This is a genomic window from Cupriavidus metallidurans CH34 (assembly GCF_000196015.1).
GTDB classification, from domain to species: domain Bacteria; phylum Pseudomonadota; class Gammaproteobacteria; order Burkholderiales; family Burkholderiaceae; genus Cupriavidus; species Cupriavidus metallidurans.
Genome location: NC_007971.2, coordinates 191363 through 203369, shown reverse-complemented (window position 1 = coordinate 203369; position 12007 = coordinate 191363). Strand labels below are relative to the sequence as shown.

General features: G+C 59.4%; 12 protein-coding genes and 3 pseudogenes. 6 read left to right on the top strand and 9 right to left on the bottom strand.

Features of this window, described 5'->3' with window-relative positions; translation table 11 throughout:
* Positions 1 to 9: 9 nt before the first annotated feature.
* Positions 10 to 552, bottom strand: a pseudogene (locus RMET_RS30700) (NAD(P)H-dependent flavin oxidoreductase); the annotation flags it as partial.
* An 18-nt stretch (positions 553 to 570) separates the two neighbouring features.
* Positions 571 to 1167, bottom strand: coding sequence for a nitronate monooxygenase (locus tag RMET_RS30695; RefSeq protein ID WP_017511943.1), 597 nt, complete (start codon positions 1165 to 1167; stop codon positions 571 to 573).
* Between the two features lie 501 nt (positions 1168 to 1668).
* On the opposite strand from RMET_RS30695, the pseudogene RMET_RS30690 reads away from it, so the two are divergent.
* The 3 genes and pseudogenes from RMET_RS30690 to RMET_RS30680 all read left to right on the top strand — a co-directional run.
* A pseudogene (locus RMET_RS30690) lies at positions 1669 to 2043 on the top strand (type IV toxin-antitoxin system AbiEi family antitoxin domain-containing protein); the annotation flags it as partial.
* A 322-nt stretch (positions 2044 to 2365) separates the two neighbouring features.
* On the top strand, positions 2366 to 2602 hold the full coding sequence (locus tag RMET_RS30685; protein ID WP_008652555.1) for a type II toxin-antitoxin system VapB family antitoxin: 237 nt from the start codon (positions 2366 to 2368) through the stop codon (positions 2600 to 2602).
* Positions 2574 to 2801, top strand: a complete 228-nt coding sequence (locus tag RMET_RS30680) for a cytochrome c1 (protein ID WP_231108952.1) — start codon at positions 2574 to 2576, stop codon at positions 2799 to 2801. Before RMET_RS30685 ends, RMET_RS30680 begins: the two co-directional genes overlap by 29 nt.
* A gap of 543 nt (positions 2802 to 3344) precedes the next feature.
* Here the strand turns inward: RMET_RS30680 and RMET_RS30670 are convergent.
* Positions 3345 to 3626: a hypothetical protein gene (locus tag RMET_RS30670; protein ID WP_008652558.1), complete on the bottom strand. Its 282-nt coding sequence runs from the start codon at positions 3624 to 3626 to the stop codon at positions 3345 to 3347.
* A gap of 587 nt (positions 3627 to 4213) precedes the next feature.
* On the opposite strand from RMET_RS30670, the gene RMET_RS30660 reads away from it, so the two are divergent.
* Entirely contained in the window at positions 4214 to 4840 is a 627-nt protein-coding gene (locus RMET_RS30660) for a tyrosine-type recombinase/integrase (RefSeq protein ID WP_008652562.1), read from the top strand.
* A gap of 431 nt (positions 4841 to 5271) precedes the next feature.
* On the opposite strand, the pseudogene RMET_RS30655 reads toward RMET_RS30660, so the two are convergent.
* From RMET_RS30655 to RMET_RS30640, 3 genes and pseudogenes are all read right to left on the bottom strand, one after another.
* Positions 5272 to 5922 (bottom strand): annotated as a pseudogene (locus tag RMET_RS30655) (acyl-CoA dehydrogenase family protein); the annotation flags it as partial.
* A gap of 624 nt (positions 5923 to 6546) precedes the next feature.
* The gene (locus RMET_RS30645; protein ID WP_008652569.1) at positions 6547 to 6900 is read right to left on the bottom strand and encodes a hypothetical protein; all 354 of its coding nucleotides are present in this window, start codon (positions 6898 to 6900) and stop codon (positions 6547 to 6549) included.
* Positions 6901 to 6967: 67 nt separating this feature from the next.
* Positions 6968 to 7792 carry a c-type cytochrome gene (locus RMET_RS30640; RefSeq protein ID WP_227461555.1) on the bottom strand — a complete coding sequence of 275 codons (825 nt, stop codon included), beginning with the start codon at positions 7790 to 7792 and terminating at the stop codon, positions 6968 to 6970.
* Positions 7793 to 8664: 872 nt separating this feature from the next.
* Here RMET_RS30640 and RMET_RS33320 point away from each other — a divergent pair.
* On the top strand, positions 8665 to 9009 hold the full coding sequence (locus tag RMET_RS33320; protein WP_133428603.1) for a Cu(II)/Cu(I) resistance protein CopM: 345 nt from the start codon (positions 8665 to 8667) through the stop codon (positions 9007 to 9009).
* A gap of 29 nt (positions 9010 to 9038) precedes the next feature.
* Positions 9039 to 9323: a periplasmic Cu(I)/Cu(II)-binding protein CopK gene (gene copK / locus RMET_RS30635; protein WP_008652571.1), complete on the top strand. Its 285-nt coding sequence runs from the start codon at positions 9039 to 9041 to the stop codon at positions 9321 to 9323.
* Between the two features lie 24 nt (positions 9324 to 9347).
* Here copK and RMET_RS30630 read toward each other — a convergent pair whose 3' ends face one another.
* From RMET_RS30630 to RMET_RS30620, 3 genes are read right to left on the bottom strand one after another with little or no spacing between them, the layout of a single operon-like run.
* Positions 9348 to 9842: a hypothetical protein gene (locus RMET_RS30630; protein WP_011514844.1), complete on the bottom strand. Its 495-nt coding sequence runs from the start codon at positions 9840 to 9842 to the stop codon at positions 9348 to 9350.
* 50 nt (positions 9843 to 9892) lie between these two features.
* Positions 9893 to 11284, bottom strand: coding sequence for a heavy metal sensor histidine kinase (locus tag RMET_RS30625; RefSeq protein WP_008652574.1), 1392 nt, complete (start codon positions 11282 to 11284; stop codon positions 9893 to 9895).
* Positions 11281 to 11967 carry a heavy metal response regulator transcription factor gene (locus RMET_RS30620; protein ID WP_008652575.1) on the bottom strand — a complete coding sequence of 229 codons (687 nt, stop codon included), beginning with the start codon at positions 11965 to 11967 and terminating at the stop codon, positions 11281 to 11283. The genes RMET_RS30625 and RMET_RS30620 overlap by 4 nt, the downstream gene beginning before the upstream one ends.
* Positions 11968 to 12007: the final 40 nt, after the last annotated feature.

The following is a 12007-nucleotide window of genomic DNA, read 5'->3' as shown; positions in this document are numbered from 1 at the left end:
TCCAGCCTGTCAAATACTGGCGGCCAGTCGTGAGATTGACTCCGAAGCGCGATTCACAAGCTCGGCGACGATCGCTCGCGCTGGCCTCGCCTCTGTCAGTAGCCCTCCTCCGACGCCACTAGGATTGCTGTGCAGGTCCCAGCGACTGGCCGCTGCTGCCGCTGCATTGAAGTCATCCATCAAGACCTTCTGGTACGGATTTGCGAGCGGCTCCAATCCAGAGTCCTCCCAAGCCTTGATCGTGGCTTTCCGGAATCCGCGCATGGGACTTCCAGAGTAGATCCGGTCACTGCGGAAATCCTCCAGCCGCCCTTCAAGAATCTGGGACTTATGTTCGCCGGGAATATTGCATTCCTCGGCAACCAGGAACGCAGTTCCCATCCAAACTCCAACGGCCCCAAACGCCAAAGATGCAGCGATGCCCCGGCCATCGCTGATGCCTCCCGCCGCAATGACGGGGACAGAAACAGAATCGATGACATCAGGAAGCAGCGCAAAATTCGGAATTCGCCCCACATGGCCGCCGGCCTCCAGTCCTTGGGCAATGAGGAGATCTGCGCCGGCGAGCGCCTAGCTTTTAGCTTGCTTCGTGCCAGTGGCTAGTCCCATAACGAGCATCCGCTTCTCGTGCGCAGGCCCCGCGATGAGCTTCAGGTCACCGACCGCCCCTGCGAAGACCTGGACATCTTCCTCTAGAACCGCGTCGATCAAGCTTCGCGTCAAGTCAGCGCGCGAGCCACGAAGGTCCGCATCTGTGCCATCTGCAGTCGCCGCGCCAGACACGGCAATGCGACCATCTAGCTCCACTAGTTCAAGTCCGAAGCCTTTTGCCAATTCACGCACGAAAGCGGCATGCTCAGGGAACTGTTCAATAATCTCTCGCCGGATCCTGTCCCTATCCAGCTCGGCCTTCGCAGCGGCTTGTGGCAATACAAGGTTGACGCCAATGGGCTTAGCCGTCAACGCGCGAGCCTCTCGGATGACTGCACGTAGCCGCGAAGGCGATAGTCCTGCGGCACCGATAACGCCCAATCCTCCGGCTTCCGACACCGCGGCGACAAGGGCCGGAGGCGTTGCACGACCTTGAGATCCCATCCCTGCGAGACAAATGGGGTAGTTGATATCGAGCAGCTCGCACAGTCGCGTCCTGAGATGAATACCTGTCATAGATGTCTCCTAGCAACCATAGATCACGAACTAGCTAGCAACTCGTCCGCATCGCTCAACTCTCCTGGGGCAACGAGGACACCGTGGTCAATTACGAGGATATCGTCGATATATACACCGTGCTCGGTACACACAGCGTCGGGATGGTTCTCTCCACCCCCTCTTCCCACCAAGGAGTGCCAAACCCAATCGCGTCATTGCCCCGCACGCGAATGTCTTCGTTGAACGATTTCCCAGTAAACCGGGCCCGGGGATGAAATCCGTGAGAGAAGTGGATAATTGAGCCGAGCCCCCCGGTACTTGCCCTTCGCAGGGCCGCTTCGAACACCTTCCGATGACTGCCCCCTCCGGCAATGCTGCGAATACGACTTCCACCTCCATGGTTAGCCTGGCTCTGCTGGCAACGCCCGGGGCTGCACGTGGGCGGCCGCACCGCGCTGGACTGGCAGGGCGTGCGACACTTCGTGGCCCTGCGCCCACGGCTCATCTTGGGGCGAGGCGCCCACCACCCTGCCGCGTTGGGTGGACGCCGTCTATGCCTATACCTACCAGGGGTGCGCGCTGTTCGATCGGCGCCTACCGGCAGATTTCGGGATCACTGCCCTGCCCGATCACCATCCGGCGGTACGGGTGTCGGTGCCCGAGCGTGCGATCCTGGAACTGGTAAGCGACTGCACCATGAGTTCGCCCGAAGGCATGCGGCTCGTCCTCGGCGCGCTGCGCACCGTCCGCCGTCCCGTCCTCGAGCGGTTGCTGACGCATTGTCACCACCTGGACATCCGCCTGGTACTCGCCACGCTGGCCGGCCAACTCGACGCGCCCTGGGCGCAGTGGGTGGAGCGACACCTTGCCGCACGGCCGCTTAGCGCGCCGTGACGGCGTGCGCCACGCCGGGGCCGCCTTGGCGCACGCCGTCACGGCGCGCAGGAAACGAAGTGGCCGAGGTGCAGGCGCGGTCGCAGGCGACTCAGGCGGAACGGTTGCAGCCATGGCGGCTCCAAGCGTCGGAGCCCGCGCGGCACGGACTGGAGACAGAACGCAGACCACAGGTATCGGCGGCAGACAAGAATTGGCCTGCAGTGGACACACCGATTTTGCAGGCCTGTGGTGGCAAAACGCCCGCATTCCCAATGTAAGTGCGCACCAAAATCGACATCATTGGATGCTATAGTCTGTGCCGGTACTTGCGGAGATTCCTATGCGTACGACGATTACGCTTGACGATGAACTGCTGGCCAAGGCCCGTGCCTATACGGGGCTGGAAGAGAAAACGGCACTTGTGCGCGAGGCGCTAAAGGCCTTGATCCAGCGTGAAGCCGCCAAACGACTCGCGAACCTTGGCGGGAGCCAACCTGGCATCGAAGGGGCACCGCGTCGCCGCAGCGACGATGACGAAAACCGGATCGGTGAGCCACCAGACGGTGGATCAGATTAAGATCATTGAGGCTCCTGTCAATGGCGACGCACCGAATACGGTTGACGAAGAGGCCAAGGTCCTTACACGTTCACTGCCAGGCGTGGAGTCGGTCGCCGACGAAGACGGCGCGATGATCATCCGGTTCAGTGACGGAACTGAGGCTACTGTCGTGCGCAGCTTTCTCGCGTGGGCGGGCGATCCGACGTTTGAGCTTTGACTCCCTCGTGATGAGCGGACGGGCATGGCGTGTTCCCCTCGACCCCGAGTTCAGGCCGATTGAATTGGCAGCAGAAGTTGCGCGCGCGCTCTTCTCGCAATTCGCTCCCAATGCCGATGAGATTACGTTCTTATTCAAGCAGGACGTCGAATTTTTCACCCCGGAGCAAATTGGTCTAGCGTGGCTTGTCCCAATTGCGATGTGGACATCGAAGACTGGTGGGTGACCAAGATGGATGATTTCGCTGTGGGCAGACTACCTGACCTGCTGGTCAAGACTGCTGCTGTCAGGCTACCGTCTCATTGAACGATCTCAGATATTTGTGGCCGACAGCATTTGGACGGCTCGTACTTGAGGCGATGAATCCGAATCTACGCACCCTATCGGGTGAGCAAGAATCGCAACTCGAAGATGCGCTCGGCTGCAAGCTTAGAGCAATCTGTGTACCTATCTAGCTCTGATGCTCTCAACCGCCCGGAGAACGCCTGCTGTAACGGTGCTGCGCGCGAGCGCCGGCGACCGAAGGCCTTCCGAGTTTTCGCGTCATTTCCATTGGAATGATGCTGCTCGCACGAACTGCACACGCGCCTCCTCGGGCAGCCATGAAAATCCAATCTCGAGCCCGTGATCACACGCATCAGAGCATTTCGAAATGTCGACGTACTGCCAATGTTCCGGACGACACGCTTCTGCCCATATCCGCTCGAAAATGGCGCGGTCGTCGGAATCATGTGAGATGTGGTCCAACACAACCGAATAGAACGTCCATGGCTTTTCCCAATCCTTGAACTGAATTGCAACCCCGATGAGGTCAAGCGTGGCCATATTGCTTTGGTCCCAAAGACTCGAAGCGGTCAACGATACCACGCTGAATGGCTGCTTTCGGGTGTGATATGAAGGGTCGGTCACGGCCCGCTCACCGAGACGCCCCCTGCGTCCCGCACAGGAACTCGGCGATTGAGTCTCGGCAACCAACGAATCGGCAAGATCCGAAGCTGCCCCCGCACGAAAATTTTGGTCCTATGCTTCGGCTCTTCGGAGCCTGCGGTGCCTTCGGGCGCGCGCTCATGACGATCAGTATCTCGCTGATCCGAGGAAGCCTCCGGCCGTCACATGCTGCAATCCCCTTCTGCCACGGAGATAAGCGATGGATGACCATACCCAGATTCTCGTCTGCAAATGCGGGGGCCCCGTCCGGATTCGCGAACTGCACTTCGAAATCGGAGGCAACCAGGCCTTGGACTGTGCGCCATGTCCGCTGTGCTACCGAAAGCTCTACCAGATGTGCGTTGAAGGGGTCGTCTCGGCCGAACTGGTTTCGGAGGTGGAGTGGGACTAGCGCCCAGCGCCCACAACTTGAGGGGCTCCGGCACAAGCGCAAAATGGGCTCCCATCAACTCTAGGAGCTAGTCATGACTACCTCCCAAACATCTGTCACCCACCACGACCCGTGGAACAAGGGAAGACTGACGGGGCAGAAACCTCCGTTGAAGCTATCCGAGATCTGGGCCATCCGTACGCGCCTTCAGCTCACCGCAAACACGAGAGACTTGGCGATGTTCAACCTCGCCATCGACAGCAAACTGCGCGCTTGCGATCTGATCCGTCTCCGCGTTCAGGATGTCAGCGTAGGAAGACAAGTTGGCATGCGTGCGACGGTCATGCAGCAAAAGACCCATCGACCGGTGCAGTTTGAGATTACTGGCCCGACTCGCGAATGCCTCCAGGCCTGGATACATGCACGGGGATTGAGCTGCGGCGACTTTCTCTTCCCCAGTCGTTTGCATTCTTCGCCCCATATATCGACCCGACAATATGCCCGATTGGTCCATCGGTGGGTAGCCTCGATCGGCCTGGACACCTCCGCTTATGGGACGCATTCAATCCGGCGAACGAAGGTCTCTTTGATCTACCGACGGACCAAGAACTTAAGAGCCGTCCAACTGCTCCTCGGTCATACCAAGCTCGAGAGCACCGTCAGGTATTTGGGCATTGAGGTTGATGACGCTTTGGAGATTGCAGAGCAAACCGAAGTCTGACCTTTACATCGGCCGGCAGGCGGTCGCTTGTCGGCCATTAGGGGCCATTTGGTTGGTAGACGTTCGTGACCGAACTCCCCTCATTCCGGACGTAGACGCCTCTGTACCTGAATCCCAACCAAGTCGGGGAGACGCCGAACAGAATCCGCCACCCTCCGCGCATCCCGTCGCACCAATTACGCACGTTGCAAGCAAATATTAGAAAGCACTGGACAAGTCAAGCCACGAGGCCAGTGATTCGCAGGATTGACGCGCAACGCGGGTCGCTTCGCAGTTCCGGCAACCTGCGGCGCGATGCATCTCGGGTGGGATGACCGCACGGTATGTTGACATGCATCCAGAGGTCGCAGCCGAAGCGGTTCTCGGCGAACAGCCTGTTGACCCCGCTTGATGCTGGCGTGGACGTCGCGATCAGGATTGCACGTGCGCATTCAAGACCCATGCCTCTGCAGGATTTCCTTGGCGATCGTGTTACGCTGGATTTCGCTGGTTCCCGTGACGATGCGGTATAGCCGGAGCCTGCGGAAGATGAACTCGACCGGATGGTTCTTCGTGACACCCACGTTGCCATGAATCTGCACGGCCTTGTCCGCGATCTGGAAGCAGGCTTCCGAGACGAAGAGCTTGCACATCGACGCCTCCATGCGGACGTCACTGCCTGCATCGGCACGGCGCGCGGCAGCCAGCACCATGCTCTCGCAGGCAAACAGGCTGGACGCCATGTCCGCCAGCATGTGCTGGATGGCCTGGAATCGCATGATCGGGCCGCCGAACTGGCGGCGCGTGTTCGCGTAGTCAATGGACAAGCGCAGCGCCTGGCGGGCCAGGCCGATCATGGTCGGGCAGTGCAATAGGCGGTTGAGGCTGATCCGGTTCATCGCAAGCCGGAAACCGTTGCCTTCGCCGCCGATGCAGTTGCAGCGTGGCACGCGGACATTGTCGAGGATGATGTCGGCGTCCACGTACTGGCCGGTGATGGGCACGCAGGCGGTATCGAGTGTCACTCCCGGGCTGTCCAGATCGATAAAGATCGCGGAGATGCCTTCGTTGCCCTTGTCGGGGTCCGTGACGCACATCGCAAGTCCAAGCCAATTCAGAGACGACTCAGGACAAGGACAGGGATCGCAAGAACTTCGCTGAGATCTTTGAAGTGGCCGGAGTTGGCACCTGACGGTTGCTGTTCCATCGGCATGGAGGCGGTGGCGTAAAAAAAAGCCGCCCGGAGGCGGCTTTTGCCAAAGTTGCTTAGGGCAGCGCTACAGCCACAAGTGCACTCATACCCAGCCCGTGAATCGTTTCCAACACAGACAACACAGACAGCTTCACGAAATCCAGAGAGTTTTTGCCCATACCTTCACCTTCGGCCTTTCCGACACCAGTTGATGTCGAGTTAATATTTGTCATACCGCGCAGCTTGACGAAGTCAAGCACCACCAGCAGGAGAAAATAAAAGACCAGGTATGAGGCACCCAGCAGGGTCGAACTGCCCGCAACCGCCCCTGACCTAAGCAACCTTGCCGTGGATTATGCCAGATCGGCCCGTGTTCTCACGCTCGGGCGTGGCGCTTCCGGTCACAGGGGCGTTTTCTCACGATTGCCAAGCTGCATGAAGGGGCGTGCAGCGAGCGCGTCAACGAAGATTTTCTGCATTGCTGCCATCCTGTCGGCCACGGGCGGCGACTCGTATGTCCATCGGCGCCCTTTACCTACAGGTAGCCGCCCACAAGGCCGCCGGCCTGGTGCAGCATTTCCCGCAGCCACGCGTCGCGGTCCAGACCCAAATTCCGGCCGTAGGGATCGTCGTTGGGGTCGGGCGCATCGCGCTGCGCCAGCGCCTCGGCAAATTCCGCGGCAGCCTGATTACCAGCGAGGTCGACAGCAGCTGCGTTGCCCAGTGCAATCCATCCGCCAGACTGGCCCATTAGAGCCTGTGCACCGTCCAGATCAATAGCCCGCAAGGCGCCGCGCGCGGTCGCGTGTGCTGTGAGTTGGTAGTCGGCCGCAGCGTCCAGCGCGGCCTGCGCCTCGGCCTCGCGCGCGCGGTAGATATCCGGATTCATAGGGACGTTTCCTTAAGCCTGCCACGAAAATCTGGTCGCAAGATACCGAACGGTCGAGTCTTGCAAATCATGCCCGACCTGTCTCATCTGCGCTGAGAACGCAGGGAGCGTCGGATCGGCAAACGGCTCGCTGACGTAGAGTTCGGCACGCGAAATCACCGGTGTACGACAGCGACCCGACAAAGAAGGCAGTGGCCCACCTGTCGTCGTCTGGCAGCGCGCCGAAACTTGGCATGGCGGTGCCGGTAACACCGTTGCTGAGCACTTGATGCAGCGCGAAGAGGCTTCGCTCCTGCGCGCGCAGATGATCGGTCAGATCGGTTGGCTTCGGATCGAGCGTCGCAGCCAGCGGCCCATCACCACGCCCCTGCGCGCCATGGCAACTTGCGCACTGCGCCTGGAACAGCTGAGCGCCCCGACTTAGATCGGGTACTTTGGCAGGCGCCACTGGAAAAGGGTACGCGCGCTGTACAGCGGCCGCGAGTTCGTGGGCGATTTGCGCCACGGCAACCGCTGTGGCCTTGTTCGCGACTGCCTCGCGCAATGACGCTGCCTGCTCGCGTAGCGATTGAGTGGCGGGACCCTGAGGCAACTCTCCCAGTTGGCGCTCCGCTGTGGCCGCAAACTCCTGCATCTCCGCATATTCGGATCCATTGAGCACCTTGCCATCGTCCACCGCACCGCCGTAGTCAACCGCGACGTAGTCCAGGAGTTGCCAAATCTGCCGGGCTTTGGCGTCGAAGGCCTCCGCGGCGTGGACAAAGTTCGTGAACAACGCGCTGATCGTCAGCAGCAGTGCAATCGGCCAACGGCTCAGAACTCGGCAAAACATGGAGGCACCCCGGATATTCATTCGGAAATGAGTGTAATTCGCATTCGCCACCACGTCCACGCCAAACGCTTCGTTCCCGCCACCCTGCGACGCATTAGTGTCCAACGATGGCGTCGTCGGCTAGGCCAAGCGAGATCCTACCGTCAAGTGAGGCCTAAGGATCGCGCCGGATCTCAATGTAATCCCCCCGACAGTTTCCGGTTAACTCCTCGTACTGAGTCCCTCGCATTGCAGACGCCGCAAAACTGACAAGTCAATGCGACGCACCGTGCTTGCTGCATTCCTTCTCGCACCTTTCGCAAATCGTGGCACACAGCGCACAGATCTCCCTTGCGTGCTGGGGCTTTCTGAGGCCACCATCGCCGCTGCGAATGCGCAGGCCTGCACGCACCCGATATCAAGTTCGATGCTGTAGCGAGGCGTCTCAATGAACGCCCGCGCAAGACACTAAACTTCGGTACGCCGGCTGAACGACTCCATCAAGCTGTTGCGTTGACCGGTTGAATCCACAGGTGAAATCCGCTGCCACGCCGCAATGCCCACGCGCATCCACGAAGAATGCGCATCCAATCGTTAAATGACGGGAATCTAACCGCCACATGACATAGTTCTTTCAGAGCGGCTTCAAGTATTACCGCATCAGAAGCGATGCAATGCTCTTAAATTTTTCAATATCCAATCCAAGCTCCAGACGTTTGCCTTTGCATTGGCGCGATCAACGCAGGAAAAGATTTGTATTCATTACCGTATGAAACTGTATCTTCAATTTCTTCCCCGCCAGTGTTACCTCGTTAACATCAATCTTTCGGGAGGATTACATTTTCGCTCTATACGGCCCGCTGCTCGGGTCCGGGAATAAAATTAAATTGAAAAGACAGTTCTCGAACGCCCCATCCGCTACTTGTAATGTCAGGATGCGAATGAAAGCAGGCATGCCACTCCTCTTGTCCGTTGGCGCAGCCATCTGCCTTGTGCCGGGACAGGTGTGGGCAATACAACTGGCATGGGTTGCCGAGACACCGACTGGACTGGGCATTGATGGCATCAAGGCCGAACGCCGCGACGACGGGGATGAGGTCCAGCTATTGGTGTTGGCGGCCAATCCCCGGCATCACTCGATGAAGCATGTTACGCCGCCGAAGGCGACGAGCCAGCCGCCGGACCGATCGACGCCGGCATCTGCACCGGACAGTCAACAGGCGGGTTGCGAAGATGACAAGAAGACAAGGTCCACTGAACCTGTTGTTCCACAACATGGTGGACCCAATGCGCCCTAGTGCAGGACCATAACCTGGAGATCTAAACGATGAAACAAAAACTGATGGTCGGAGCCTTCATTGCTGCCGTATCGCTGAGTGCGGCGGCGGTCGATATGAGCAATGTCGTTAAAACCTACGATTTGCAGGACGGCTCGAAGGTGCACGTTTTCAAGGACGGCAAGATGGGCATGGAGAACAAGTTCGGCAAGTCCATGAACATGCCGGAAGGCAAGGTCATGGAGACCAGGGATGGCACGAAAATCATCATGAAGGGCAACGAGATTTTCAGGCTCGACGAAGCCCTCAGGAAGGGCCACAGCGAAGGGGGCTGATGCTGCCAGGGCGCGTTGCGCGCCCTACTTCGCCCACTCGGGGGATGCAGAAACGAAAATCCGCAACGGCCTCGTTGCCTGCATTCTCCATTCCTGCCGTTCCCCCGCAAGCAAATGAATCGTCACGGGCTGACTATTCGCCATTGGCGTCATGGCTTCGCTCTGCGATAGCACGACAGCGACGTCGATGCTTTTTTCACCCAGGTTTCGCAAGCTGAGCGAAACCGACTCACCGGTCCGGACGGCACGGCTCGCAGGCTGGCCGTCGAGACGGTCCACCTCCACGACCCACTCCGTCGCCGGCCATGTCTTTCCCGACGCGCCCGGCGCCAGATAGGCGGCCGCGGCAGGTTGCACGTCCGGGATGGGGATGATGTGTGCGTGAGCGACAAGCCCCGATAAGCTCGCCAGCCCAACGATTCCATATCTAATTCGACGCAACGCTTGCCTCCACTGCAGTAAGATTTGAAAGCCCATCGGGTCACTTGCTTCCGCCTCGCGGCGCAAGCTGACCAGCACGGCAGCCCACCCCAGGCAGCGCTGCTGTGCGCGAGGCCCTTGCGCGGGCCTCAGGTCAGTCCGAGGCGACCATGCGGGAACGTCATGGTGAAACGGGTTTTTCCGCCGGAACAGTCCGCGGCAATTTTTCCGCCATGCGCAACCACGATCGCCTTGGTGATCGACAGTCCCAGTCCGACACTGTCCGAATCCAGTCGCGTCCTGGACTTATCTGCCCGAAAAAACCGATCAAAAATGTAAGGAAGCAGATCCGGCCGGATTTCCTCGCCCTCATTCTCCACCACGATCATGGCATCAGTTCCGTGCTCCCGTACAGACACCAGGATCTGACGACCCTCCGCGGTGTAACGCAGCGCATTGGATAAGAGGTTGCTGAGCGCCCGACGCATCATCAGACGGTCGCCCGCTAATTTGGCGTTCCCCTGCAGTTGCAGGTTGACCCCCTTGTCCTCGGCCAGCGCGTCGTAGAAGTCGAAGAGTGCCAGCACTTCATCGGCAATATCGATCGACTCCTCATTGGGCAGCGTGATGCCGTGCTCCATTTTTGCCAGATACAGCATATCCGAGACCATCCGTCCAAGACGCTGCAATTCCTCGGCGTTTGAGGTCAGCACATCGCGATACTTTGCGGCGTCACGCGGCTGGGACAGAACGACATGTGTCTGCGTCATGAGGTTGGTAATCGGGGTGCGCAACTCGTGCGCCAGATCTGACGAAAATTCCGACAACCGTTGAAAATCGTTCTGCAGACGCTCGAGCATCGCGTTCAATGTCGCCGCGAGATCCGCCATCTCGACTGGCACCGCGGCCACCGGCATGCGCGCATCCAATCGGTTCGCCGTCACATCTTTAGCGCGCGATGCCATCATGCGCAGTGGCGCCAGACCGCGGCGCGCAGCCCACCAGCCCAGCAAGCCGCTAGCGAAAGCAGCGAGCGTTGTATAGAAAGCCAAGGACCGGCGGAAGGCATGCATAAAGTGTGCATGAATCTCCGTGTCCATTCCGACGACCACTTTCAAGGCGCCCACATCCGAGCCTAAAACGGGCACCTCCGCTCGCATGCCGCGGTAGTGCTTGGTTTCCTGCTGCCACACGAAGGTGCCTTCGGAGTTCGGCCCCTCGTTCGTAGCGCTCTCCGCCGGCCTGAAATCGAAATCCCGCGTGGCAAAAATCGTCTTGCCTTGCGCGGTCTGCACCCGTGCGACAAAGCCGGGATGGTGCTCCACCAACTCCTGCAGGCGCGCAGGCAGACGTTCCACAGGAGTTTCATCCGCGACGCGTTCAATCAGACGGATGTTGTCCCCCAGCACCACAAAATCTTCGTTGGCGAAGTGCCGGTCCATCGCCAGCCAGATAAGCACGCCAAGTCCGAGCAGGACCACTGCGGAGGAAAGCGAGAACAGGATGGTCAGCCGAACAGTCAGGGACAGACGGTGCCTCATAGAGGATCCTCAGGTGCCTCGAGGACGTATCCCATGCCGCGCACAGTCTGGATCAGCTTTACTTCAAAGCCGTCATCGATTTTTGCCCGCAGGCGCCGGATCGCCACGTCGATCACGTTACTATCGCTATCGAAGTTCATGTCCCACACCTGGGAGGCAATGAGGGATCGGGGAAGCACCTCCCCCCTTCGACGCGCAAACAACTCGAGCAAGGCGAATTCCTTACTGGTCAGCGTGATGCGTCGCCCACCGCGAGACGCTCGCCGCCGGCTCAGATCCAGAATCAGATCGGCCACTTGAATCCGGTCCATCGCTAGTTGCACCGCGCCTCGACGCAGCAGCGTCCTGACCCTGGCAAGCAGCTCCGAAAAGGCAAATGGCTTGACCAGATAGTCATCCGCGCCGAGCTCGAGGCCTCGCACGCGATCGGCAACACTGTCTCGCGCCGTCAGAAACAAGACCGGGACCGCGTTCCCTGACGCGCGGATGGCATGCAGAATATGCCATCCGTCGACGTCGGGCAGCATGACATCGAGGATGATGAGATCGTAGGTTTCATTGACCGCAAAGTGTTGACCATCGAGTCCATTGGCGACCAGGTCGACCACGAACCCCGCCTCGGTCAGGCCCTGCCGGAGATACTCCCCCGTCTTGACTTCATCTTCCACTACCAGCAGTTTCATTACCCAACCTCCTCCCAACGCGATCGGCCGGGTTTTGTTA